At 59.4% G+C, this 26566-nt stretch carries 21 protein-coding genes; 7 read left to right on the top strand and 14 right to left on the bottom strand.

The annotated features are described in order from the left end of the window. Positions 1-28: 28 nt before the first annotated feature. Together FYJ43_RS07820 and FYJ43_RS07825 are read right to left on the bottom strand one after the other, a co-directional pair. Positions 29-1027 (bottom strand): magnesium transporter CorA family protein, encoded by a 999-nt coding sequence (locus tag FYJ43_RS07820; RefSeq protein ID WP_154563732.1) that lies wholly within the window; start codon positions 1025-1027, stop codon positions 29-31. Continuing rightward, positions 1024-1560 carry an NUDIX hydrolase gene (locus FYJ43_RS07825; RefSeq protein WP_154563734.1) on the bottom strand — a complete coding sequence of 179 codons (537 nt, stop codon included), beginning with the start codon at positions 1558-1560 and terminating at the stop codon, positions 1024-1026. Before FYJ43_RS07825 ends, FYJ43_RS07820 begins: the two co-directional genes overlap by 4 nt. 217 nt (positions 1561-1777) lie before the next feature. Between FYJ43_RS07825 and FYJ43_RS07830 the strand changes: the two genes are divergently transcribed. Together FYJ43_RS07830 and FYJ43_RS07835 are read left to right on the top strand one after the other, a co-directional pair. Beyond that, positions 1778-3547 (top strand): acetyl/propionyl/methylcrotonyl-CoA carboxylase subunit alpha, encoded by a 1770-nt coding sequence (locus FYJ43_RS07830; protein ID WP_326833471.1) that lies wholly within the window; start codon positions 1778-1780, stop codon positions 3545-3547. Positions 3548-3603: 56 nt separating this feature from the next. Next, positions 3604-4326, top strand: coding sequence for a hypothetical protein (locus FYJ43_RS07835; RefSeq protein ID WP_154563736.1), 723 nt, complete (start codon positions 3604-3606; stop codon positions 4324-4326). 12 nt (positions 4327-4338) lie between these two features. Here the strand turns inward: FYJ43_RS07835 and FYJ43_RS07840 are convergent, their stop codons facing one another. Next, positions 4339-5718, bottom strand: a complete 1380-nt coding sequence (locus FYJ43_RS07840; RefSeq protein ID WP_154563738.1) for an NAD(P)H-quinone dehydrogenase — start codon at positions 5716-5718, stop codon at positions 4339-4341. Positions 5719-5901: 183 nt separating this feature from the next. Here FYJ43_RS07840 and FYJ43_RS07845 point away from each other — a divergent pair, with 183 nt between their 5' ends. From FYJ43_RS07845 to FYJ43_RS07865, 5 genes are all read left to right on the top strand, one after another. Continuing rightward, positions 5902-6714: a purine-nucleoside phosphorylase gene (locus FYJ43_RS07845; protein ID WP_154563740.1), complete on the top strand. Its 813-nt coding sequence runs from the start codon at positions 5902-5904 to the stop codon at positions 6712-6714. 27 nt (positions 6715-6741) lie between these two features. Next, positions 6742-8418: a phospho-sugar mutase gene (locus FYJ43_RS07850; RefSeq protein ID WP_154563742.1), complete on the top strand. Its 1677-nt coding sequence runs from the start codon at positions 6742-6744 to the stop codon at positions 8416-8418. Positions 8419-8479: 61 nt separating this feature from the next. Further along, positions 8480-9115, top strand: a complete 636-nt coding sequence (locus FYJ43_RS07855; RefSeq protein ID WP_195839961.1) for a uridine kinase family protein — start codon at positions 8480-8482, stop codon at positions 9113-9115. Between the two features lie 30 nt (positions 9116-9145). Further along, positions 9146-10831 (top strand): MFS transporter, encoded by a 1686-nt coding sequence (locus FYJ43_RS07860; protein WP_154563744.1) that lies wholly within the window; start codon positions 9146-9148, stop codon positions 10829-10831. 158 nt (positions 10832-10989) lie between these two features. Then, the gene (locus FYJ43_RS07865; RefSeq protein ID WP_154563746.1) at positions 10990-11637 is read left to right on the top strand and encodes a 3'-5' exonuclease; all 648 of its coding nucleotides are present in this window, start codon (positions 10990-10992) and stop codon (positions 11635-11637) included. On the opposite strand, the gene metG is transcribed toward FYJ43_RS07865, so the two are convergent. The 11 genes from metG to FYJ43_RS07925 form a co-directional block, all read right to left on the bottom strand. Further along, entirely contained in the window at positions 11624-13402 is a 1779-nt protein-coding gene (metG, locus tag FYJ43_RS07870; protein ID WP_154563748.1) for a methionine--tRNA ligase, read from the bottom strand. The two genes, FYJ43_RS07865 and metG, sit on opposite strands and share 14 nt — an antisense overlap. A gap of 101 nt (positions 13403-13503) precedes the next feature. Beyond that, the gene (locus FYJ43_RS07875) at positions 13504-14400 is read right to left on the bottom strand and encodes a ribonuclease H family protein (RefSeq protein ID WP_154563750.1); all 897 of its coding nucleotides are present in this window, start codon (positions 14398-14400) and stop codon (positions 13504-13506) included. After that, positions 14397-14810, bottom strand: a complete 414-nt coding sequence (locus FYJ43_RS07880; protein WP_326833473.1) for a cytidine deaminase — start codon at positions 14808-14810, stop codon at positions 14397-14399. The genes FYJ43_RS07875 and FYJ43_RS07880 overlap by 4 nt, the downstream gene beginning before the upstream one ends. A gap of 1 nt (position 14811) precedes the next feature. Next, positions 14812-16170, bottom strand: a complete 1359-nt coding sequence (locus FYJ43_RS07885; protein ID WP_154563752.1) for an ABC transporter permease — start codon at positions 16168-16170, stop codon at positions 14812-14814. Next, entirely contained in the window at positions 16167-17411 is a 1245-nt protein-coding gene (locus FYJ43_RS07890) for an ABC transporter permease (RefSeq protein ID WP_154563754.1), read from the bottom strand. The genes FYJ43_RS07885 and FYJ43_RS07890 overlap by 4 nt, the downstream gene beginning before the upstream one ends. Next, a complete protein-coding gene (locus FYJ43_RS07895) occupies positions 17408-19000 on the bottom strand; it encodes an ABC transporter ATP-binding protein (protein WP_326833474.1) in 1593 nt (530 codons plus the stop codon). The genes FYJ43_RS07890 and FYJ43_RS07895 overlap by 4 nt, the downstream gene beginning before the upstream one ends. A gap of 130 nt (positions 19001-19130) precedes the next feature. Beyond that, positions 19131-20252, bottom strand: coding sequence for a BMP family lipoprotein (locus FYJ43_RS07900; RefSeq protein WP_326833475.1), 1122 nt, complete (start codon positions 20250-20252; stop codon positions 19131-19133). A 188-nt stretch (positions 20253-20440) separates the two neighbouring features. Further along, positions 20441-21679 (bottom strand): aminoglycoside phosphotransferase family protein, encoded by a 1239-nt coding sequence (locus FYJ43_RS07910; protein ID WP_326833476.1) that lies wholly within the window; start codon positions 21677-21679, stop codon positions 20441-20443. Continuing rightward, the gene (locus FYJ43_RS07915) at positions 21676-23043 is read right to left on the bottom strand and encodes a hemolysin family protein (protein WP_326833477.1); all 1368 of its coding nucleotides are present in this window, start codon (positions 23041-23043) and stop codon (positions 21676-21678) included. The genes FYJ43_RS07910 and FYJ43_RS07915 overlap by 4 nt, the downstream gene beginning before the upstream one ends. A gap of 128 nt (positions 23044-23171) precedes the next feature. Beyond that, complete coding sequence (locus FYJ43_RS07920; RefSeq protein WP_326833478.1) at positions 23172-24317, bottom strand: hypothetical protein; 1146 nt, start codon at positions 24315-24317, stop codon at positions 23172-23174. Continuing rightward, a complete protein-coding gene (locus FYJ43_RS07925) occupies positions 24314-26524 on the bottom strand; it encodes an NADP-dependent isocitrate dehydrogenase (RefSeq protein WP_154563758.1) in 2211 nt (736 codons plus the stop codon). The genes FYJ43_RS07920 and FYJ43_RS07925 overlap by 4 nt, the downstream gene beginning before the upstream one ends. Positions 26525-26566 lie beyond the last annotated feature (42 nt).

Below are 26566 nucleotides of genomic sequence, written 5' to 3' on the forward strand. Positions count from 1 at the left end.
CACGGTGGTTGCACCGTAATCGTGGCTCTCAGATCCAATCCTCCTTACGGAAAATGAGGTACAGGACGACACTCGAAACGACGATAAGCGCAATCGAGATCCATAACCCGAGCGGACGTCCATCTCCCAAGAAAGGTACATTCTGACCAAACCAGCCAGTAATAAGAGTTGGCACGGCGATAATCGCAGCCCATCCAGCCAACTTCTTCATAACGATGTTGAGCTTGGCGTCTTGAATCGAAAGATTTGTCTCGAAAATAGTCGCCACCAGGTCTCGCAGGGAATCAGACCACTCAGAAACACGCATTGAGTGGTCGTAGAGGTCGTTGAAATAAGGTTCAAGTACACGCGGGACGGCAACAACCTCCCGGCTCGGTCGGCTTATTGTGGAGACAATCTCACGCATCGGGAGTACGATCCGGCGAAACTGCACCAGCTCCTTGCGAAGGCGATACACCCGAAATTGTACCTGTTGGGTATCAATGGAGTCGTCAAAAAGCTGATCCTCCACGTCCTCAACGACGTCATCGATATGCTGAACGGTGTCGAAATGTCCGTCAACTAGGACGTCGAGAATGGCATGGACGATACCCATTGGCCCATTCGAAACGAGGTCGGGATTCGCATCGAGACGTTTGAGAACATCCGCAATTTCTGGCACATCGTCGCGGTGAACACTCACTACCCCATGCGCAAATACCCACACCGAAAGCCGAGAAACGACAAGGCGACTATTGGGATCATCCGTCTCACCAATCACGGCGGCATAAGTCGTCAGGAAGAGATGGTCCGGATATCGCGTCACCTTCGGGCGCTCTCCAGGAGCTTCGGCGTCCTCAACGGTGTGGAAATCTAGATGAAGTTCGTCAGCCAATATGTCGATGTCTTCATGGTTAGGAGCTGCCAAGTCATACCAGCACAGCGTCTGATCATTGGATAATTCGTCGCTAAGGGTCTCCAGGGACACTGATTCAGCGACAACCGAACCGTCCTTCCATACCCGGGAAGAAAGCCGCGGCAAACTCATCGGATCTCCTGATACGTCACGTCAACATTTTCCGTAACGTCCGAATACTCAGCATCCGAACTCATAATCACACACTGTGGCGGGTGAATGGCCGTTTCAATACGGCGGCGATGACACGCTTTCATGTCAGGCAGTTCGTCCAGATCAAAGAATGCAGTATGACTTGATTCATCGTCACCAACCTGAGGCTCACCACTCACCCACCGGCACAGAAAATCGTGGTCAAGAAATTGACAGCGATCCCCATTCGGATAAGTAATCGGGGCAGCGACGTTGACTCGAACTAATTGCACAATTTCTGCCATGACCCCTGTCTCTTCGTGAATCTCCCGAAGGATGGCTTCGTCGGGCCTCTCTCCCGGTTCGATGATTCCGCACACTGGGGTCCATTCCCCGTTATCGGCCCGCTGCACGAGCAGGACCTGACGGCCCCGCAAACCGTCACGCACCACGACGGCGCTGCTGCCGGCCAACCACAACGGCGCATGACCGATGTGACGTCTCAGGTCCAGGATGAACTGTGGTGTCGCCATGACAGCCACGCTAGCCTCCTCGACGGGTTCCCCGGACCATCAGCAACACGTTATGCCACCGCTAGCAAGTTGTACGCCTGCGTACGCACAGATGCCCCCGTCAACGGTGCAATGAGGACAGCTGGACCGAGAACAGATGGACAATGAGCGTGCAAGGTTGGCTGACCCCCTAGACTCGCCGTGAGGGCATCCGCCCCAAGAGTCGATCGGAGGAACCGTGGATAGGACCATCAAGCGGGTACTCATCGCGAACCGTGGCGAGATCGCGGTGCGCGTCATCCGTGCCGCCAAAGACGCCGGCATTACGAGCGTAGCCGTCTATGCGGACTCTGATTCTGAGGGGTTATTCGTCAAACTCGCCGATGAGGCTTTCGCTCTCAACGGCGTTACCCCTGCCCAGACTTACCTCGACGTCGACAAGATCCTTGACATTGCTCGCCGCGCCGAGGTCGACGCAATTCATCCCGGATACGGGTTCCTTTCCGAAAACGCCGACTTCGCCCAAGCCGTCATCGACGCTGGGTTCTTGTGGATTGGCCCGCCGCCCCATGCCATCCGCGTCCTGGGCGACAAAGTGCAGGCCCGTCACATTGCGCAAAAAGTTGGCGCACCACTCGTGCCGGGCACTGCTGATCCGGTCAACGGACCCGACGAAGTCGTTGAGTTCGCGAAAGAGCATGGCCTACCGCTCGCCATTAAAGCGGCCTTCGGCGGCGGCGGGCGCGGCCTCAAAGTCGCCCACTCGATGGACGAAGTAGCTCCCCTGTATGAGTCAGCGGTCCGTGAAGCCGTCACTGCCTTCGGGCGCGGAGAGTGTTTCGTCGAGCGCTACTTAGACAAGCCGCGCCACGTCGAAACTCAGTGTATCGCCGACCAGTACGGCACCGTGCAAATCATCTCGACTCGTGACTGTTCTTTGCAGCGTCGACACCAAAAGCTCGTCGAGGAGGCGCCCGCTCCTTTCCTCAGCGACGAGCAGCTGACCCGACTCTACGAGTCGTCTCGCGCCATCCTCAAAGAAGCCGGGTATGTCGGTGCCGCAACCTGCGAATTCCTCGTCGGCCTGGACGGAACGATTAGCTTTTTAGAGGTCAATACCCGGCTGCAGGTAGAGCACCCCGTCTCCGAAGAAGTGGCTGGAGTCGACTTGGTGCAGATGATGTTCCACGTCGCCCAGGGTGGCCACCTTGAGCCCAAGGACCCGCAGCTTCGCGGTCACTCCTTCGAGTTCCGCATCAATGCGGAGGATCCCGGAATGGGATTCATGCCAGCTCCCGGAACCCTAACCTCGTGGCAGCCACCGTACGGCCCCGGCGTGCGCATGGACGAGGGTTACCACTCAGGCATGACGGTACCGGGTGCCTTTGACTCTCTCATCGGCAAACTCATCATCACGGGTGATAGCCGCGAGCAGGCCCTGGCCCGAGCGGCTCGTGCCCTTGACGAAATTGTCATTGACGGAATGCCGACAGTCATTCCTTTCCACCAGGCCGTGGTTCGCGACCCAGCTTTCACCGCCACCGATGGTCATTTTGGCGTCTTTACCGACTGGATCGAAACCGAATTCGACAACCAGATCGAACCATACAACGGGTCCCTGGGCGAATCTGCCGATTCCGAGCCACCCCGTGAGGTCGTCGTCGAGGTCAACGGCAAGCGAGTCGAAGTGCGCATCCCCGCCTCCTTGCACGGCGCCCGTCAGGCCCCCAACACCGCGTCCCGCCGCCCCACCCGTCGTAATCGCGCCGGGCGTCGCGCCGCAGCGACCGGCAACTCCGTGGCAAGTCCAATGCAGGGAACAATCGTCAAGGTCAATGTTGTGGAGGGCGAAGAAGTCAACGAAGGCGACCAACTCGTCGTTATGGAGGCCATGAAGATGGAACAGCCCATCGCTGCCCACCGCTCGGGCATTGTTCGCAACCTCGGTGCTACGGTCGGTTCGACGGTCTCCTCCGGCGAGGTCATCTGCGAGATTGTCGACAAGTGAGGCTCAGAGCATGGTTTTGCTTGTGAGCGTCGCCTCGAGACGGCATTCTGGTGACTATGTCCGGTGATTTCCTGCTGTTCGTTCTCTTCTTCGTAGGGCTGGTAGCGACGACAGCATCCCTCATGCGCGCCCAGCGTCAGTCCCGCGAGGTGGAGGCTGAGCGCGCGAAAGCTATCGAGGCCAAAGTCTCCCAGATGCGGCAGGAAACCGAAGAAGACGTCACCACATTCGGGGAAGCCTTGCGGGACCTCGACATGGACATGGTTGGCAAGGACATATCGGATGACGGTCGCAAAGACTGGAATATGGCCCTTGATTGCTATGACCGCGCCAAGACATTAATGGCCCAAGACAAGAGCACCCGCTCGATCCCGCTTGTGACGGAAACACTTGAGGAGGGTCGTCACGCCATTGCCTGCGTGCGGGCTCGCGCTAATGGCGAACCTGTCCCCCAGGTGCGTCCACCATGTTTCTTTGATCCGGCCCACGGCCCGTCAACCACTGACGTCTTGTACTCTCCCGACGGCGGGGTAGCGCGCAAAGTACCCGCATGTGCCGCCGACGCCCAGCGCGTTCAGCAGGGTCGTTCCCCCTGGATTCGCACCGTCGACGTCAATGGTGTCCAGCTACCTTACTGGCAGGCTGGCCCCGACTATGCCCCGTGGGTGCAGGGATACTACCGCCGTTACGAATCTGACCCTGTCATTAGCGGTTTGACTGTTGGCGGTCTCGGCCTCGTCGGGCTGGGCCTCTTCTCCGCCCTCTTCGACGATTTCTGATCCCGGCGGCGCTCAGGCCACAAACGTCTGCAACCGACGAGCTGCCTCCGAAATAGACCCTGACAGCGATGGGTAGACGGTGAAGTCGTGTTGGAAAGCATCGACGGGGATGCGTTCAGCTACTGCCACGGAAATGGGATGGATAAGTTCGCTGGCCCGCGGTGATACAACCACTCCTCCGATGATGTTTCCCGTCGCTGGGCGGCAGAAAAGTTTGATGAAACCGTCGCGAAGCCCCTGCATCTTGGCACGCGGGTTGGTGGACAGATCCAGGCACGTGGACCTTGCCTGCACCCGTCCAGAATCGACGTCGGTTTGCGTCACACCGACAGTGGCAATTTCTGGAGAGGTAAAAACGTTGGAACACACTAACGACAGATCCAGCGGCTGAAGCGCCTGACCAAGGGCGTGCCACACCGCGATACGTCCTTGCATAGCTGCGACCGACGCCAAGGCGAACACGCCGGTACAATCCCCAGCAGCATATATACCCGGAACGTTGGTGCGCGAAACTTTATCGACGATAATGTGACCCCGCGGACCGACGGCCACACCGACCTCTTCTAAACCAAGATCCGCGCTGTTGGGGATCGACCCAACCGCCATGAGGACGTGGGACCCACGCACAGCGCGGCCATCCTCTAGCCCCACCACGACGCCGTCCCCGTCACGGACCGCAGATACTGCGCGAGAACGCGACAGAATCTCCATTCCACGAGATTCAAAGACCTGTTGCAATACCTGTGCTGCATCGGGATCTTCACCGGGGAGAACCTGGTCACGCGAGGACACTAGCGTCACCCGACACCCCAACGAATCGTAGGCCGAGGCGAACTCGGCGCCGGTCACGCCAGACCCAACCACAATAAGGTGCTCAGGAGCCTGCCGCATCGAGTACACCTGCTTCCACGTGAGGATGCGCTCACCATCGCAGTGGGCCTCAGGCAGCTCGCGTGGGGTGGTGCCGGTAGCCAACAGCACGATGTCGGCGTCGATGGTCTCGCCATCATCGGTAACAACCCGATGAAGGTGCCCTGGTGCTCCCGTCGTCAGGCGCGCCCGCCCACGGATCAGCCGCACCCCCTTGCGTTGAAGGCCACGGCCAATGTCATCAGACTGGGCTTGGGCAAGCCGGCGCACCCGAGAGTTGACGGCGTCGAGATCAACCTCAAATGTCTCGGTATGACGCAATCCGAGCTCAGCTGCGCGGCGCAACATCGACGTGACCTCAGCAGTAGCAATGAGTGTTTTCGACGGAACGCAGTCGGTAAGGACAGCCGCGCCTCCGATACCAGTCTGTTCAACGACAGTGACATCAACACCGCCAGCTGCCGCAACGCTGGCAGCCTCATATCCTCCGGGCCCTGCACCAATGATCACCATGGACGTCATAACGGCATTCTTTCAGCCGCGACGGCTCATCTGTCGACATCGAGAGAAATCGCCGCTATGAGAAAACTGTCGGCTCCTGGCGCATCTCGGCACTGAGAGCCCCGACAGCTATCTCAGCCGACGAAAATCGCACCATAGGGGGTTCGCGCTCTCAGGACGGCGAAAACCTCTAGGGTTAACCCCATGACGTCACCGGAGTTCACCGACCCCCATGCCATCGCCCACGATGCTGCCGATGCCATCCGTTCCCGCTTGTCCCTCGCCAGCGTCGATATGGGCCTTGTCCTTGGTTCAGGATGGTCGGCTGGAATTGACCGCCTAGGCACTGTTCTCGGACGGCTCCCCCTGGGTGAGCTTCCCGGATTCTCTACACCCGTTGTTGCCGGACACGGCGGCGACCTCGTGGCGGTAGCCCTACCCACCGGGAAAACTGCGGTCGTCCTCACTGGACGTACTCACCTTTACGAAGGCCGTGGCGTTGAGCCGGTGGTCCACGGGGTGCGCACTATCGCCGCGCTAGGCGCGAGCACGATGATCCTCACGAACGGCTGCGGCGGCCTCGACCCATCGTGGGGGCCTGGAACCGTCGTCGCTATCAGCGACCACATCAACCTCACCGGTGTTACCCCACTGCGCGGCGCCACCTTCATTGATATGTCGAAGGCCTGGACCCCAAGCTTGCTGGAGGTCGTCGAACGGATCGCACCTGGCATTCCGACCGGTGTCTACGCTCAATTTCGCGGCCCCCAATACGAGACGCCGGCTGAGGTACGCATGGCTCGTATTATCGGCGCCGACCTCGTCGGAATGTCGACCGCTTTAGAGGCCATTGCCGCCCGCGAAGCCGGTCTCGATCTACTCGGGCTGTCCCTCGTGACAAACCATGCGGCCGGGGTCACCGACGCTCCGCTGAACCACGCCGAGGTCATCGCTGCAGGCGAGGAAGCTGCTCCCCGGCTAGCCAGTCTGCTCGCCGATATCACCGCTGCCATCTGATCCGTCCCATAACCCCATCGAGGAATCATGACCACCACCTGCTCTCAGGGGCCTCGTCCCGAGCTCGTCACAGAGGTTCAGGCCTGGCTTGACCAGGATCCCGACGCGGCCACCCGCGCTGAACTGTCAGATCTGCTCGCCCGTGCCCAGTCCGGTAACGCTGAAGCCATCGCAGCGATGGAGGACGCCTTTGCTGGCCCATTGACCTTCGGCACCGCCGGCCTGCGTGCGGCGCTCGGCCCTGGCCCGTCGCGAATGAACCGGATCGTCGTGCAGCGTGCGGCAGCCGGTTTCGCCGCCTGGCTGCACTCTCACGGCCACCAGGCAGGCAGCGTCGTCATCGGGTTCGACGCCCGACACAACTCGGACGTCTTCGCACGCGATACCGCAGAGATCATGGCCGGAGCAGGATTCCACGCGTTGCTGGCCGACTCCGCCATCCCGACGCCGGTGACAGCTTTTGCTATCAAGCACTATGGGGCAGTTGCCGGCGTCATGGTGACCGCCTCGCACAACCCGCCCGCCGATAATGGGTACAAGGTTTATCTGGGTGACGGTTCTCAGATCATCCCGCCCACTGACACCGAAATCGCCCACGAAATCGAGGTGGTGTCTGAGAAGCCGGTGAGCGCCATTCCTCGCGGTAACGACGTCGAGTTCATCGGCGACGAGCTCATTGATGCCTACGTGTGTCGGGCCGCCGAGCTGACCGCAGCCAATTCTGACGTCACGTGGGTTTACACCGCGATGCATGGCGTCGGGACACGGGTTGTGCGTCGGCTGGTCGAGAAGACGGGCTTGCCCGAGTTTGTCGGAGTGACCGAGCAGCTCGACCCGGACCCAGACTTCCCGACGGTCGCGTTCCCGAACCCCGAAGAGCCAGGCGCAATTGATCTAGCCATTGCACGGGCACGCGAGCATGACGCCGACGTCGTCATCGCGTCTGATCCCGACGCCGACCGCTGTGCCGTCGCTGCCGTCATTGACGGGGACTGGCGGATGCTTACCGGCGACGAGTTGGGCACATTACTTGGTGACGACGCTCTGCGTCGCGGCCTCGATGGGGTTTACGCCAATTCGGTCGTCTCGTCGACATGTCTGGGACGGATGGCTCAGGCTTGCGGTCGCGAACACCGCGTGACTCTGACCGGATTCAAATGGATCGGTCGCGTTCCTGGACTTGTCTTTGGCTATGAGGAGGCCATCGGGTACTGCTGCGATCCTTCCTACGTGCCAGACAAAGACGGCATCACCGCCCTGGCGACGATTATGCGGCTGATTGGCGAGCTCAAAGCGTCCGGCACAACCGTCGCCGACCGGCTCGACGAGATCTGGGCCACCCATGGTCTGCACCGCACCAGCCAATTGTCGGTGCGCGTCACCGATATGTCGATCATCGCCGACTCCATGGACCGTCTGCGCAGCAACCCTCCCGCGACACTATTAGGTGACCGCGTCGACGTCTGTGACCTCAACGATCCCAGTAATGGTTCCGGGCTACCACAGCAGAACGCGATTGAGCTGACGGGACCTCGCGTTCACGTCGTCACCCGGCCATCTGGCACCGAGCCCAAGCTCAAGTGCTACCTCGAAGTACGTGCGACCCCGGAGGAATCGGCAGCCGATCTGTCAGCCACCAAGGCGCGTCTCGACACAGACATGGCAACCCTGCGCGACGAGATGTCCCAGACCCTCGGCATCTGAGCTTGCCGGAGAAGACGACGAAGGCGATGCTGCGCTACGGAGGCTCTGTGGGTATCAGGGCCTGAGACCATTCACCGCAACGGGCAAGCCCACGTTCCCGATAGACTCGGCAGCCGTGGCGCGCACGATCATCCTGCTGGCAGGACCCTCTGGATCTGGGAAATCCCGTCTCACTCACATGGCACATGTGCCCGAGCTACGCCTCGACGACTTTTACCGAGATCTCGATGAGCCCGGGCTCCCCCGCATACACGACATGGTCGACTGGGACGACGTCGCATCCTGGAAACTTCCGGCAGCCGTCGAGGCCCTGCGAGAACTCGCCACCGTTGGGCACACCGTCGTCCCCTGCTACGACATCGCGCAGTCCCGGGCCGACGGCACCCACGTCGTCGAGGCGGACGATGCACCGGTAATCCTCGCAGAGGGGATTTTTGCCCTCGACGTGTTGGAGCCATGCCTACAGATCGGTCTCAACGTGGTCCCTATTTGGTTGGACCGACCGCGCTGGTTCAATTTCGTCCGGCGTCTCATCCGAGATGTGCGCCAGCAACGGAAATCCCGTCGGGTACTGGTTCGCCGGGGTCTGGCGTTGTGCCGGGCTGAGCCAGCCATGCGATCGCGAGCCATCGTCGTGGGATTTCAGCCCATGAGTATGAGGCGAGCAAGCGCTGCCGTTGCGGCTCTCATGAGCTGACTGCCGGACGCTTTTTCAACCTTTTGGCCGATGCCGATGGGACGCCACCTTCGTAGTATCGACCGGGTCGAAAGGATTGTCGTGTCGGACGCCACCTCCATTCCCGCCCAGCCGTTCCCTGGCCGCTGGAAGGCCCTTGCTGTCCTCGCTGCGGGGCTTTCACTCATCGTCTTAGACGGCACAATTGTCGGAGTCGCGCTGCCGACGATGATTTCTGCCCTCGATCTCAACCTCACTGACGCTCAGTGGGTCAATGCGATATACAACGTCATCTTCGCTGCTCTCCTTCTTGGAGCCGGGCGCCTCGGTGACCGGGTTGGGCGCCGAACCACCTTTGCGGCTGGAGTCGTCCTCTTCGTCGGAGGATCCCTACTCGCCGCGACAGCGTCGGGACCTGGTTCTCTCATCGCTTCACGTGCTGTCCAAGGCGTCGGTGGCGCCCTCGTGCTGCCGTCCACCCTGTCATCAGTCAACTCGCTCTTTCGGGGAAAAGACCGCGCTGCCGCGTTTGGCGTATGGGGTGCTGTTATGAGCGGTATGGCGGCCCTCGGCCCGCTACTAGGTGGAATCTTGACCGAATACGCATCGTGGCGCTGGATTTTCTGGGTCAACCTGCCGCTGGGACTGCTCGTATTCATCGGCATTGCCGCATGGGTGCCGCAAACCCGTGGCAAACCTGCTGAAAGAGGGGTCGACGTCGACGGCTTACTGACCTCGGCCATCGGCTTTGGTCTGCTCGTCTTTGGGTTAATTGAAGCTACCTCTCTGGGGTGGTGGGGCAAGAAAGAAACCTTGAAGGTCTTCGGGTGGCGATGGCCAGCCAGCTGGTCCATCTCCCCCGTACCATGGTCGATCGCCATCGGTGTGTTCTTTATTGTGCTGTTCATTGTGTGGGAAAAACACCGTGCCAAGGTCGGTCGTGACGCCTTACTCGACTTATCCCTGTTCCGGGTGGGCACATTCTCCTGGGGTAATCTCACCGCAGCAACGGTCGCTATCGGCGAGTTCTCACTCATGTTCGTGCTGCCGCTGTTCCTCGTGAACTCGCTCGGTCTTTCTACGGTACGTACCGGCATTGTGCTGGCAGCGATGGCGTTGGGTGCATTCTTCTCAGGAGCGTCGGCACGCCACCTAGCCGCGAGGATGGGTGCGGCTGGAGTGGTAATCCTCGGGTTGACCCTTGAGGTTCTCGGCGTCGGCCTCCTGGCCGGGGTTGTCGGGATGCAGGGATCAACGTGGCTGATCGTTGTCACCCTCGTCGTCTATGGCGTTGGACTCGGCCTGGCCTCAGCCCAACTGACCTCGACGGTGTTACACGATATTCCTGCCGACCAGTCCGGGGCGGGCTCAGCCACCCAGTCAACGGTGCGTCAGCTCGGGTCAGCCCTCGGTGCCGCTATTGCTGGGTCGGCGCTGGGATCGGCGATGAACCACACCATCCCCGACGCCGTGGCATCGGTCACCACCGTACCGGCCAGTATCCTTGACAAGCTCATTCGCGCTACCGAAGATTCAGCCGGTTCAGCTATTCCAGGACTTCGCAATGCGTCCAGCCTTGGCCCACTCGGTGAATCCCGCGACGCCGTCATCAACAGTCTGGAGACCGGTTTCGCTCACGCAGCGGCGTGGTCGATCGGATTATCGTCTCTGTTTCTGGTGATCGGTTTGCTCGGCGCGATCATGGTACGGCACGAGGCACGCAAGCAGGGCGACTAGCGGGCATCCGTCTGGCGAGCCCGCACTGCGGGGAGTGGCAAACATAGCTGCCCCCTCGACGATGCCGCCGCAGCGGATCCCGTGTCGCAACCGGGAACTATCCTGACGCACGTCGCTTTCGGGCGGCGTCACGATAGAAGGCTATAGCGGAGGTACGGATGACGGCGCAGAAATGGCCCGGGCGAGGCGCGAGCAACGCCACACCGGCAGGCTCCACGCCGACCAGGAAGGCTCAGCATCGGTCCTTTTTCGTCCCCTCTGCCACGCAAATTGCCGAGCGGAGTTTCGTCGCGGTGGACTTCGAGACAGCCAACCGGATGGGCGGGGTATCGGCCTGTCAACTAGCGATGGTGAAGGTGTGTGACGGACAGATCGTCGATCGATTGAACACCCTGATTCGTCCGCCCAAGGGATGGGACTCCTTCGAGTTCACCTATCTGCACGGCATCTCAGCAGCTGACGTCGCGGATGCCCCCAGCTGGGACAACATCGCCGATACCGTTTCACGCTTCGTCGACGGCACCACCACATACGCCCACAATGCTGCTTTCGATTCCCGGGTGTGGCGACAGCTTGACGAGTATTTCGGCACTGCCACCCTGCCCTCACCCTTCTTCTGCTCGTACCGGACAGCACAGCGCCTCATTCCTGGGCTACCCAACTACAAGCTTCCCACCGTGCTTCACGCCTGTGCCCCGAATTACCAGCTCAACCACCATCGAGCCGACTCCGACGCCGAAGCCTGCGCCCTCATCGTCTGCGAGTTACAGAGACGGGCGCAAGCGAGCTGGCTCACTGCGGATTAACCGGAGCCCACTCAGGGCCGGTCTCGGCGAGCGTGGCGTCAAGCTTGCGGAAGATCGGGCTCGGCTTGGCCAGCGGAGTTCCCACCGCGATCTCGTGACGACCCCACGAGGCTTGCTCGGTGGCGTAATCACCCATGAGGATTGGTGCCCCATCGGTCTCGATGAGCTCAGGCTGAGCCGCCCACACATCCTCACCACCAAGGGCCTCATAAATCTTCTGCGCCGAATGGGGCATGAACGGAGTCATCATGGTGTTCACGTCACTGACGACCTGCAACGCCACGTGCAGCACGGTATCGCGGCGTTCAGGGTTGTCCTTGAGTTTCCAGGGCTCCTCAGCAGAGATATAGGCGTTGGCAAGCCCGACGATCCTCATCACCTCAGTGATAGCAGCCTTGAACCTCGCGTGGGAAAGCAGCTCGCCCACGGTATCGAATCCAGCTGAGGAGGCATCTAACAACTCACGGTCGGCGTCCGTCAGCTCACCAGCAGCTGGGATCTTGCGGCAATTCTTAAAAGCCATCGAGATGGACCGGTTAACGAGGTTTCCCCATTCATTGGCAAGCTCGAAGTTCACACGACGGACGAACTCTTCCCAGGTGAAGTCAGTATCTTGATTCTCTGGACCAGCCACCGCAATGAAATAGCGCAGCGCATCGGGACCGAACTCGCGCAAGAAATCACCAACAAAAATAGTGGCACCGCGAGAGTTCGACACTTTGGAACCACTCATCGTCAAGAACTCGCTGGACACGATCTCGGTAGGAAGGTCGAGGATCCCGAGCTCTTCTGACGGTTCTCCCCCCTTATCACCACGACCATTTGTACCCAATAGGATACCGGGCCAAATAACCGAATGGAAGACGATATTGTCCTTGCCCATGAAGTAATAAGACCGGGCATCTTCGTCATTCCAAAACTCGCGCCAAGCGTCAGGTTTACCAATACGGCGTGCCCACTCTATCGAGGCAGATAAATAGCCGATAACGGCATCAAACCACACATAAATCGACTTCATCGGATTGTCCTGCCAGCCTTCTACCGGCACCGGGATTCCCCAGTCGAGATCGCGGGTAATAGCGCGCGGACGCAGTTCTTCGAGCAAGTTGTGGGAAAACTTCAAGACATTGGGTCGCCAGTCGGTGCGAGTATCAATCCACGACGTCAATGATTCCGCCAGAGCGGGGAGATCGAGAAAAAAATGCTCGGTCTCACGGAAGTCGGGGGCCGCCCCGGTGGTTTTTGACCTGGGATTAATGAGGTCGGCTGGGTCAAGCTGGCGACCGCAGTTGTCGCACTGGTCACCGCGGGCGTCGTCGTACCCACACACCGGACAGGTGCCCTCGATGTAGCGATCGGGCAGCGTGCGTCCAGTTGACGGTTCGAAAGCCCCCATCTCGGACTTCTTGACAACGTAACCGTTGTCGTAGAGACGGGTAAAGATTTCTTGCGTGACGTGAGCGTGGTTATCGGTCATCGTCGAGGTGTACAGATCGTACGACAACCCGAGCCCTTGCAAGTCCGCCGCGATGATGCGGTGGTATTTCTCAGCACACTCTTGAGCCGTCAGCCCCTCCTGATCGGCTTTGACTGAGATAGCAGTGCCATGACAATCCGAACCAGAGACCATGAGAACCCGGTGCCCCGACATTCGCATGTACCGGGCGAAGACGTCAGAGGGGACACCGAATCCGGACACATGGCCGATATGTCGGGGCCCATTAGCGTAGGGCCACGCGACAGCGGCAAGAACGTTGGCACACATGTGGCTTACTCTATCGGTTGACGTCGCCGAACATGACAGTGTCTAAAACAGCCCAGCGCCCTGTCGCGATCGACGATATTCGCGCAGGTGCGCGCTACCCGTCAACGAACCGGGGTAATTTGGTGGAACCTCAATTGCCAGCCCCTATCTGGGTCACGATGCCACAGAGAAACTCGCAGGCTTACCCGTGACCCAGCCCGAGCTCGCCATCGCAGCAGGACATCCTGTGGCCCGACCCTCACCATTCCGAGAATCTCAATGCTGGACGTCACCTCTGGGGCTGGCATATCGGCCAAGGCCCGACCACGCGTCCACAGTCTGCCCGTCCCGTCATGCTCGACGAAGTCCGAGGCAACAAGTTCTTCTACAGCGCTGCGGTGGGCCACGGCGTCAGTGTCGAGGAGGCGACGTTCCAAGCCGGTAAGCGTGCCGATGAGCTCCTGGTCAGCGGTGGCGGGACGCTCAGGTAGATCACATAGTCTCTCCTGCACAACGCTGGGTACCGGACTTTCCTGTTCCGACGTCGACTCGCGAACGGCACTACCGAAACCTGGACCGTGATCGACTGGGGTACCGTCTCGGAACGCGGTAGCGGCAGCGCGGGCACGCTGATCGGCGGCCTCGTTCATGGCATGGCCAGCGTGCCCTTTCACCCATTCAAAGGTCACATCCCGCCCGGCCAGTTCCTCATCAATGGGCTCTAATAAGTCCCGGTTGAGCACCGGTTTGCCGTCACGCTTACGCCACCCTTTGCGTTTCCACCCGGAAATCCATATGGTGCAGCACTTAATAGCGTATTGAGAATCGCACAAGATCGTCAGCGGCTGATCGACGTCACGGGTAGCGCGCAACACTTCGAGGACAGCCTTGAGCTCACCCATGTTGTTTGTGCCGCGCGGCCAGCCACCGGCAGCCCAGGTGTCGTCGTCGATATACCAAGCCCAGCCGGCCGGTCCAGGATTATCGAGGGAGGATCCGTCGGCTGCGGCTACTATCATGACTTCTCCTGCTGGTGAGCGACACGGTCAAGGTTATCGACGCCGAAGGCTTGCGGTAGCACCTCGGTCATCGTCGTAATCCCGACTGGAGTGTCTATAAGCATGTCCGGGCCGCCATGCTCCCACAGTAGCTGGCGGCAGCGCCCACACGGCATGATCGTCTCCCCACTGCCGTCAACGCAGCAGAAAGCGAGGATGCGTCCGCCTCCCCCAGCTACGAGGTCACTAATAAGCCCGCACTCTGCACACAACGTGACACCATAACCAGCATTTTCCACATTGCATCCGACGACGACGCGACCGTCCTCAGCGAGCCCTGCCGCCCCCACTGGAAAGTGGGAATACGGCACATACGCTCGCTTGGTCAACTCACGAGCTCGGCGGCGCAACTCGTCCCAGTCGACGTTCACGTCACTCCTTGATGTAGGGGGTACCGTCAGCCGCTGGCGACCTGACTTTGCCAACCAGACCGGCCACAGCGACGATCGTCGCAATGTACGGCAAGATGAGCAGGAACTGCGACGGCATAGGCGCGCTAATCGTCGATAGCTCGGTGGACAGCTGGGTTACGAAGCTGAAGAACAACGCCATGACGGCGGCCAGCCCTGGACGCCACCGGCCCATGATGAGGGCAGCGAGGGCGATGAAGCCGTTACCCACGGTGATGTCCTTCGAAAACGATCCGACAGTTCCAATGGTGAAATAAGCACCGCCTAGGCCTGCGAAAACTCCACCGACGAGCACTGCGGACCATCGCACTCCCGCGACCGAAATGCCAACAGTGTCAGCAGCCTCAGGATGTTCACCGACAGAGCGTACCCGCAGCCCCCACTTCGTACGCCACAGCAGGAACCACACCAGTGGAATGCACAGGAATCCTATGTACACCAGCACTGTCTGATCGAAGAAAATAGGTCCGAAGAACGGAATCTTCGAGAGCCCCGGTATTGCGACGGCCTCCATAATTGGCGCAGTGTTGTATTCTTCAGCATTCGGAGAAAGCAGCTGGGTGTAGAAAAATCCTGTGAGACCGGATGCAAAAAGGTTGACGACCACGCCCATGACAACCTGATCGACGACATACTTGATGGTAAAGACAGCCAGCAAGGCAGCAGTCAGCACAGACGCGATGATCGCGGACAGGATCGCAGCGAAGACCGACTGTGTCATGGATCCGACGAGGGCTGCCGCAAAGGCGGCGGTGAGCATTTGGCCTTCAATGGCGACGTTGACGACGCCAGCACGCTCACACATGACACCGCACAGCGCACCGAGGACTAGCGGAGTTGCCACCGACAGGGTGCCCTGAAGCTGACCTGCAACCTGAAACGGCAAGCCGCGCCCAGCGGCCGCCCAGCTCAGGAAGCCGACGATGATAGCGGCTCCGGCGACAACACCGGCGGTGACGGTGAGGGTATGACGACTGCGTCCCATAAAGAACGCTCCGGCCGCCAGCAAACACGCGATGGCGCTGACGAGTACGACCGGGAATCCCGACACCTTCAGGGTACCCAATTCTTTACCAGCGAGGGCGTCGGTAAAAGCAAAATGCGCCTCTCCTGACGTCTTAGTTAGCAGGTAAAACAGCACCAATGCCATGATGCCGATAAGCACTCCGGTAGACAGCCGATGAGTACGAGCTTCACGGGATTCCAACTGCTCGAACTCCAATTCCTTATCGAGGGCCTCGCTGGCCTCGGCAGGAAGGTCGATACCGGTCTTGGTGATGTCAGAGGTGATGGGACGCGGAACGCGTGATGCCGGACTCATGCCAAGGCTCCCTTCGTCGTGTCAGCGGGGACCGGCCCACGGTCACGTTTATTGGTGTGCTTTTCCTTGCGCGTCTTGAGGAACGGCAGGATCGTCTTAACCAGCATCGGAGCGGCCACGAACATGACGATCACAGCCTGGATAACCCGAACCAGATCCAGCGAGGTTTGAGTCATGGCCTGCATACGCAATCCGCCCTGATTCATCGCACCCCAGAACAGGCCAGCGAGGACGATGCCGAGCGGCTTAGAACGTCCCAGCAGAGCCACCGTGATGGCGTCAAAGCCGATTGTTCCCACCAGCCCGATAGATAGCTGGGTCGGAGTGGCACCGGAGATAGGGCCTAGAGCCACCTCGACGCCGGCCATACCAGCCAAGCCACCAGAGATGACCATCGTCCACGCAATAATCGAGTTGGTATTCATACCAGCGGTAGCCGAGGCGTTCGGGTTAGAGCCCACCGCACGGATCTGGAAGCCAAGGACAGTGCGGTCAAGTAACCACCAAGTGCCTACGGCGAGCAGCAAAGCCAGGAAGAATCCGAGGTGCAATTGAGACCCGACCATCCTTGGGAACGTGGCGTTCCAGTCAACGATTGGAGCAATCGGGTCAGTACGGCCAGGCATCTGGAAGGCCTTGGTCGTCAGTAACCAGGCCAGCAAACCACTCGCAACGTAGTTGAGCATGATCGTCACGATGACCTCGTTGGCACCAGCACGAGCCTTGAGAACGCCAGCAATACCGCCCCAGATCGCCCCACCAACGAAACCGGCAATCACGGCAAAGAGCAGGTGAATCGGCAACGGCAAGGAGTGGAAGTTAAACCCAACCCATGCGGCGAGAGTCGCCCCGGCAATTGCCTGACCTTGACCACCAATGTTGAACAGGCCAGCTTTGAAACCCAGACCGATGGCAAGACCGCCACATATGAGAGGAGCCGACTGGGCCGTCGTCGCCGTGAAAGCCTGCCACGACCCGAAAGCTCCCTGGAACAGGGCTGCGTAGGCCGAAGAAATCTGGGCCCACGAGTCGGTCAGAGCGTCGGGGCGAGAAAAGAGGTAACTCCACTCCTTATTGATCTCGGGATCGGCAGCCACCATGACAATGGCTGAGACGATGAACGCCAGCACAAATGCGGCGACCGTCACCCATACGTCGGCCATGAAGCGGCGTGGCTTCGCAGGGGCCGCTGCCGTCGACGAAGGGGCATCTTTCGACGCAGTCGACTTCGGGGCACTCATTCCGAGACCTCCTTGTGTCCCTGGGCGACGCTGTCGCACGCCTCGTCATAACTGAATCCGGCCATCATGAGGCCGAGAACGTCACGGGGAGTTCCCGCCGGGGCGATGCCGACGATACGACCGCGGTACATCACGGCGATGCGGTCTGACAGCGCCTCGATCTCGTCAAGTTCGGTGGAAACGATGAGTACCGCCGTACCGTTGTCGCGCTCGTCAACGATACGTTTATGCAAGAACTCAATAGCACCGACGTCGACTCCGCGAGTCGGCTGGGACGCAACCAGAACACTTAACGGGCGCGAAAGCTCACGTGCCAACACGACCTTCTGTTGGTTACCACCTGACAGCGATGACACCGGCAACGAGGCCGACGGGGTACGAATGTCAAACTCCTCTACGCGGTCGTGCGCGTTGTCGGCGATCCGCTTGAGCTGCAGGTTCCCGTGCTTGGAGTACGCACCAACCTGGTTCAGTACAAGGTTCTCGGCAATGGAGAATTCCCCGACAAAACCGTCCCGCTGACGGTCCTCGGGAACGAACCCGAGCCCGGCCTCAATAGCCTTGGCAGGAGGCGCCCCCGTGGTGTCCTTGCCATCAATGCGGATTGTTCCCGACGTCGGCTTGATGAGCCCAAGCAACGAGGATGCAAGCTCCGTCTGGCCATTGCCCTGTACCCCAGCAACACCGAGAATTTCACCACCTGCGACGGACAGGGACACGCCGTCAACAACGACGGATCCGCGGTCATCGGCCACCGTAAGGTTTTCGATTTCCAGGCGAGGATCGGTCGGCTTGGCTTCGTCTTTGTCGACGACAAGCTTGACCGCTCGCCCCACCATCATTTCGGCGAGTTCGGCCTCAGACTGGTTAGCGCTGGCCTGACCGACAATACGTCCCCGCCGGACCACAGTGATGTCGTCTGCGATAGCGCGAACCTCGCGTAACTTGTGGGTAATAAAAACAATGGCGCGACCCTCATCACGCAGAGTTTTCATGACGGCCATGAGCTCGTCGATTTCCTGCGGAGTGAGCACAGCGGTTGGCTCGTCAAAAATGAGGTACTTGGCGTCGTTGGCCAACGATTTCAGGATTTCGACACGCTGCTGGACCCCAACTGGCAGGTTCTCAATCACCGAGTCTGGGTTGACGTCAAAGTGGTACCGCTGAGACAGCTCGCTCACTTTCGCGCGCGCCCGTCGCATCGACAACACTCCTGCCGTCGATTCTTCTCGTCCCAACGCAATGTTTTCAGCCACCGTAAACACGTTGACGAGCATGAAGTGCTGGTGGACCATCCCAATACCGGCCGCCATGGCCTGCTTGGAATTATCGAAGTGCTGCTCCACTCCGTCGATGTAGACCTGCCCTTCGTCAGAGGGCAGCAGACCGTACAAGATATTCATGAGGGTCGACTTGCCGGCACCGTTTTCGCCGAGCAAACAATGGATCTTCCCAGGAACAATGTCAAGGTCGATATGGTCGTTGGCCGTCAAGGTCCCGAATCTCTTCGTGACGCCTCGCAGGCTCAACCCTTCTTTGAGGGGTGCATTGTCACCGGGTGGAGCAGCGGTGGTGTTGGTGGTGGTCACGGGGCAGATCCTTCCACGTCTGGTGATGTCGCGTGCGCCGACGACGACGCGCCGACCTCCACAGGAGATCGGCGCGTCGTCGGCTCACAATGTTGCACAGCGGCTGAGCGAACCGAGTTCGCGCTCAGACTCACTTCGTGGGCTGGGCCTTCGAGGTGATCTTGATCTTGCCGGAATTGATGTCGTCCTTGATCGTCTTCAACTCATCTTTGACGTCGGCAGGAACCTTGGAATCAAACTCGTGGAACGGCGACAGGCCAGTACCACCGTCTTCAAGGGAACCGACGTACGGCTCGTTATTGAATGTGCCGTCCTTAGCAGCCTTAATCGCGTCGAAAACAGCAACATCCATGCCCTTGAACACTGAGGTGATGATGCTGGAGCAGTAGGTTGGCTGAGTCTTGCAACCGTCACCATCGACCCAGATAGCGTTAGCTTTTCCTCCCGAGGACTTCACGGCCTGCAAAGCACCGTTTCCAGCATTGCCCGCCACCGGAAGGATGATGTCGGCTCCCTGGTTGAGTAGTGCTTGAGCAGTGGTTTTGCCACCCGAAACGTTCTGGAACGGGTTGGGCTGCGGGACGAACTGGCCGTCCTGCTTCTGGGCATCCCAACCAATGACTTGGACCGACTTGTTCTTCTGCTTGTTGTAGTAGTCGACGCCCTGGGCGAAGCCGTCCATAAAGATCGTGACGGTCGGGATCTTCATGCCGCCAAAGGTGGCAACCTTGCCGGTCTTCGTCAGTGCGGAAGCGAGGTAGCCGGCCTCGAAAGAGGACTGGGCAGTGTTGAAGATCAACGGCTTGAGGTTCTCAGGAGGATTGGCCGGGTTGTCATCGACGATGGCGAATTTGACGTTCGGGTTTGCCTTCGCAGCGGTGATGGTGGGCTTTTCGAGCAAGAAACCAACGGAGACGATGATCGAGCACTTAGCGTCAACCATGGACTGCAGGTTGGTGGCGTAATCCTTATCGTCTTTCGACTCAACCTTGGCGGTCTTGATACCGAGGTCGCTAGCGGCCTTATTCAGACCCTGTAGAGACGTCTCGTTGAAAGACTTGTCGTTAAAACCAGCCGAGTCGGAAACCATGCAGGCCTTGAACTCACCGGAGTTCGCATTGCCGTTTCCAGCAGCCGAGGTGGTGGAGCTCGCAGAGGAACCCGTGGACGCGTCAGGAGCCTGCGCACAGGCCGACAGCGACATGGCCGCTGCAGCAAAAACAGCGGGGATAGCGAGGTGTGACTTCTTCACGGACTGCCTCCTGGAGCAGACGATGATCCAACGATTAGGAAGCCCGCGTGGCAGGTTTCGCCACGCGGGCCATAAAACTGTAACCCCTGAGTGGTGGAATCGACACCTTAACGCTCAAACTGACCCCAAGAAGTGGGAAAATGTCACGCTTCTGTGGCCGCTCGGCAATTCATGACGCAACGACGACGCTAGACCACCTGATTGACCAGAGCCTCAGCCGCGTCAATGATCGACAAGGTCTCGGCCTGCCAGTGATCCTCTTGGCTGCGATATGGCCCGGTGGCCAGCGAAATCGCGACCGCCGCAGAGCGAAGTCGTAGCTCGATCGGGTCAACCCGAGAATCGAACACCGGCACCCACGCGGCCAGGATCTGGCGCATGCGATTGGCCTGAGACGCATTCATGCGCTGTACCGTCGATAAGTGAGCCACCAAACACGCAAGATCGTCGGCTCGGCGTCCTGGGCCGATAGTGTCGACGTCAAGGATTCCGCACACGTGGCCATTCCACACGTGAATCTGTCCCTCATGAAAATCCCCATGAGTGGGCTCATTACCTTCTGGCACCCCTGACAGCCCCTGGGTAATGATCTGGGCCATTCTCTCCAACCGCTCACTCTGGTTCGGCATGGCAGCTGCAACCATGCGGCAGTAATGGTCGACCGACTCGCTCCACGGCGACCGGCGCGGAAGATCACACACCTGAGGAGGTAACTGGTCAAGAAGGTCGACGAGGCCCTCTGCGGTACACGGGTCTCCTGGCTCAAAAAGCGCCTTACTGAGCGGACATCCCGGCAGCTCGGTGAGAAACAGCAAATTGTCGTCGGTGGTACCGACCACCCGGGGGCTCGGCACCGACGCACGGGTCAGCAGGTCATGCCTCGCCAACGTCGCCTGGAAGATGCCGTCGCGCAGCACCTTGACGTAGAAGCGTCGATTGTCGACCTCAACGCACAGCACCGCCCGACGTCGCGGCCGGTACCCGATCATGCGCAGGTTAATCTGCTGGGCAGTCACCGGGGTATCCACCAGATTCAGATCGGAGATAATGGCCGCCATTTGCTCTGGATACGCCGCACGAGACAGCCCAGGCAGATCGGGGTCGTCGGGATAACGCCAGACGGCAACCTCTCGGGACCCGTCAACATAAATATCGGCGCGTGAATCGGTCACGGCAGGGCCACTCGCCCGGGCGCTCATGCCGAATAGCTCCTGCCGCTGCCCTGAAGCCCACTGCACCCGAGCCTGATAGGTCGCCGTCGTGGATTCGCCTGGATTCGCGTCAACGTGGTCGAGATGCCAATCAAGAAGGCTCCCACCAGCATGATCGACAGCTGCCTTCAGTAGCTCACCGGCTTCCGGGCCGGTCAGCAGGAGCGCCCCGTCGGCATCTTTTCCGGGACCACCGAGCCACGCAGGCCGCTTCACGCGCTCGCCACCTCGCGCTCAGTCCGAGAGGCCACCGGCAAGCGACGGATCCTCAACCAGGCGGCTCGCAGACCGTCAACCTCGGTAACTGTCAACTCAAAATTGGGAGCGGGCTCGACGTCGCCATCCTCATCGGCGACATATCCAACCGGATCAAGGTGGACGTCAACCTGGGCGCCCTTAGTAGGAACCTCGCCAGTTTGAGCCATAAAGTACCCTGCAACCGTGTCGTAAGGCCCTTCAGGAAGCACTAAACCGACCTTGTCAGAAAACTCCTCAAGGGTCGTCAAACCGTCAATATCGCGCTGCCTGACGTGCGCCAAATCAGACGGCTCAATAGTGTCGTACTCGTCAGTAATATCGCCAACAATTTCCTCGACGAGATCTTCCAAGGTGACAATGCCAGCTGTGCCACCGTATTCATCAAGCACAATAGCTAGGTGAGCGTTAGTGCGACGCATCTCGGTAAGCGCTTTAAGTACCTTGACGGTATCGGGTAATGAGATGACAGCACGCACCAATTGAGATACCCGACTGGCACGAATCTGAGGATCAAGTTCGAGTAGATCACGAACATGGACGAATCCGAGCACCCGATCAGCCGATCCATCGATCACCGGATACCGAGAATGGGCTCCATCTCGAACCACTTGAGCAGCCTGAACAGCTTTCATGGATCCCTGCAGAAAGTCAACCTCTGTGCGCGGAACCATCACCTCACGCAGGGATTTCTCACCCACGGCAAATACTTCGTCAAGAATGGTGCGCTCCTCATCGCCCAGGGTTGCTGACGAAACGACCATGGAACGAATCTCCTCGTCCGTCACCTCTTCGCGAGCTGCGGCCGGATCACCACCAAGAATCTTGACAACAATATCCGTGGACACTCCCAGGAACCATATAACGGGCCGAAACAACGTCGCGATGCCATTCACCATTGGGCCAAGCGCCAAGGAGAATCCTTCTGCACGCTGCATAGCCAATCGCTTGGCTACAAGTTCGCCTAGCACGATTGAAAAATAGGAAATAATAATCGTGATGATGACGAGGGCAACTGTTGCAGCTACCGATGTCGACATTCCCCAGGACTCAAAGACCGGCGCGAGCTGACTGGCAACCGTTGCGCCACCGAAAGCCGAGGCGAGAAAGCCCGACACGGTGACGCCAATCTGCACCGCAGAAAGGAAACGATTGGGGTCAGATTGCAACTTTTCGATAGAGCGACCGCGAGACCCACGAGTCGCTGCCAAGTGTTTGACTTGAGAATCACGAAGGCTCACCAGAGCCATCTCAGCAGCCGAAAACACCCCGCCCACGAGGATAAATAGCAGAATAAGGGCGGCGTTCTTAAGGGCCTCAGCCACGGACCTTCACCATTCCTCTCGTCACAGAGGCAATAACGAAGGTGACGGGACTATCGCCCTCCCGGTCATCGTTGTGCATAGGACTAAGAATAGGGGTTCACTCCAACAGAACTCCACGGCACAGCACATCAGGGGGAGAGACTATGCCCTAACACGTCGAGGCTCCACCACGTCGATACTGCCGATATGACGAGGACGAACACCGCCTGGAGCCATCGTGGAGCCCGGTCGAGTAGTCTCGCCACCGGCAGAAACGCGGGGAAAGCAGGCAACAGGAACCGGGCTTTGGAGTTGAAGTAACCCTGCATGTGAGCGACGAAGATCACAGTCACAAGCACATATACCGTCAACCACACTGGTTCACGTCGGCGCGCCATCACGATACCCAGAACGAGATAGAGACACCACGTCAAAGCAATGAGCCCGATATAGCGCCAATCAAACGGGACCACATCCATCCGTGACTGGAGGACATCCCAGGTGTCGCGCAAGGTACCCATCTCGCTCCCCCATGCCTTTTGGACGAGCAAGTAACCGTTCCATCTACCAGTACGGCAGGCAACAATGACGAACCACGTCAGCAATCCCAACGGGCTTAGCGCCATCCCAACGAAACGACGCCATCGCTGCCCTGACTCTCTGCGGACCACGCTCGTCAGCCACGCGATACCGAAGACAATGCATACGGGCGCAACGGATGCCCGGAACAGACCAGCAACGGCGACGAATGCCCCGGCGGTAATCGGCCGTCCAGACAGGATTGCGAGCAGTCCTAGCCCTACAAGGGCAATGAACCAGCCTTCGGTATAGCCCATTGACTCAACGACGGCGCGCGGTGCGGCACCCCAGCAGGCCACTAGCAGCACAGCTACCGTCGGTGTCGCCACTTTGAACCCAACCGCAGCAATGACCGCAGCGGCTGCCAGAAAACCCATCTGACCGGCGATAAAGATCGCTGTACGCGGCGGCAAACCCGTGATTAGGATGATGCCCCTGCCAAGAGCTGGTAGCCCCGGCAGGAAAGCCAGATCAGATATCCATGGATTGGTATGGCCAAAAAGGGGTCGGGGCCAGTGATATCCGCCAGCCGCAACGACGGAATACCATTTACCGTCCCACCGAGTCAGTCTCGGAATGATCGGACCGTCACAAGCCATAGCCACGATGAGTGCGAGACGTTGAGCCACCCACACAGCGAGGCCGACGCCAATGGTGTTGAACCACCGGCGTCGGTCTACCGCCTCATCATGAGCCAGAATCGGATCTACCCTCACAGAGATTCAATAATGGCGTTGAGGGTAGTGCTAGGTCGCATGGCATCCTCGACGAGCTCCTCGTCGGGGTGATAGTACCCACCCAACTCGACCGGATTGCCCTGAACCTCGTTGAGTTCCTTGAGAATCTGGCTCTCGCGTGCCGCTAGTTCGGTTGCGACATCGGAGAACCGGTCAGCAAGCTCGGCGTCATCCTGCTGGGCAGCCAATTCGGCGGCCCAGTAGCGGGCTAGCCAGTAATGGGACCCTCGGTTGTCGATCTGGCCGAGCTTGCGAGCCGGGGAGCGATCGTTCTCGAGAAACGCGCCGATGGCCTTGTCAAGGGTCGCGGCAAGTACTCCCGCTTTGGTTCCCTCACTGGTCTGGTCAATATGTTCGAGGCACGCGCCCAGGGCGCAGAACTCACCTAACGAGTCCCATCGCAGGTAGTCCTCGGCCACGAACTGGGCGACGTGTTTGGGAGCCGAGCCTCCGGCACCGGTTTCGAACAGACCACCGCCGGCTAATAGCGGGACGATTGACAGCATCTTCGCGCTAGTACCAATCTCCAGAATCGGGAAGAGATCGGTGAGATAGTCACGCAACACATTGCCAGTTACCGAAATCGTATCTTCCCCACGGCGAATGCGCGCCAGCGTGAATTTCATAGCGTCGGCAGGAGCCAGAATGCGAATATCTAACCCCTCGGTGTCGTATTCCGGCAGGTAGGCTTTGACCTTCTCGATAACCCGAGCGTCGTGGGCGCGGTTGTCGTCAAGCCAAAACACTGCCGGGGTATTGGTGATGCGCGCCCGTTCGACAGCCAGACGCACCCAGTCGCGCACTGGAATGTCGCGGACTCGACTCATACGCCAAATATCGCCGACCTCGACCTGCTGACTCGTCAGCACTTCATCGCCGCAGCGCACCTCAATGCGCCCATCGTGAGCGACAATGAATGTGGTCGGGTGCGAGCCATATTCCTCCGCTTTCTGAGCCATCAAACCGACATTCGGGACGTCGCCCATCGTCGCTGGATCAAGGGCACCATGTTCGCGGCAGTCATCCATGATTGCGGCATATATTGTGGCGTAACTACGATCGGGAATGCAGGCCAGGGTTTCTTGACGCTTGCCTTCGGAGTTCCACATGCATCCAGAATCACGGACGACGGTGGGCATGGAAGCATCAATAATGACGAGGTTTCCGGCGTGCAGGTTGGTGACGCCGTTGTCAGAGTCCACCATGGCCAGGGCTGGTCGGGCCTGGAAAGCTGAATCAATGGCCTCCTTAATAACGATTGCGCGTTCTTCCGGAAGCTTCTCAAGACGAGAGTAAAGATCACCCAACCCCAGATCGGGGTTGACGCCTACCGAGTTGAGGTCGTCACCGAATTTATCGAAAACATCAGCCAGGAAGGTGCGCACCGCGTGGCCGAAGAGGACCGGATCGGAGACCTTCATCATCGTCGCCTTGAGGTGAACCGACCACAGCAAATTCTCTTCCTTAGCCTGGGCTAGGGAGGAGGCATAGAACTCGTCGAGGGCATCAACGGACAAGAACGTAGCGTCAACAATTTCGCCGTCGAGGGTCTCGATGCCACGAGCCAAGACCGTCTCGGAACCGTCAGGTCCGACGAGGACGACGTCGAGATCCTGCCCATGGGAAACGAATGACTCCTCGTGATCGAAGAAGTCTCCCTGATCCATATATGCGACTCGCGCCTTGACCTGGTCACTCCACGGCCCCATCTTGTGGGGATGAGCCTTGGCGTAAGCCTTGACGGCAGCGGGGGCTCGACGATCGGAGTTCCCCTGACGCAGCACCGGGTTCACCGCTGATCCCAGCACGGTGGCGTAACGAGCGGCGATCTCGTTCTCCTGGTCGCTGGAAGGCTTGTCGGGAAAATCCGGAAGGTCGTAGCCCTGGGACTGCAACTCGGCAATAGCAGCCTTCAGCTGTGGAATTGATGCAGAGATATTCGGCAGCTTGATGATGTTGGCATCCGGGGAACCGGTGAGATCGCCCAGCTCAGCCAGATGGTTGGCAACTCTCTGATCCTCATTCAGACGATCCGGGAACTGGGCCAGAATGCGCCCTGCCAACGAAATATCCGAGGTCGTAATGTCAATACCCGACTCGTCGAGGAATCCCTCCACGATGGGTAGTAAGGAATATGACGCGAGGGCGGGAGCCTCGTCAATCTTGGTCCAGACGATGGTAGGCATGCACGAACTCCTGTGGTCGAGAGGAACGCCGCGGTGCACCCC

It is taken from the genome of Cutibacterium porci (assembly GCF_009696315.1).
Lineage (GTDB): Bacteria > Actinomycetota > Actinomycetes > Propionibacteriales > Propionibacteriaceae > Cutibacterium > Cutibacterium porci.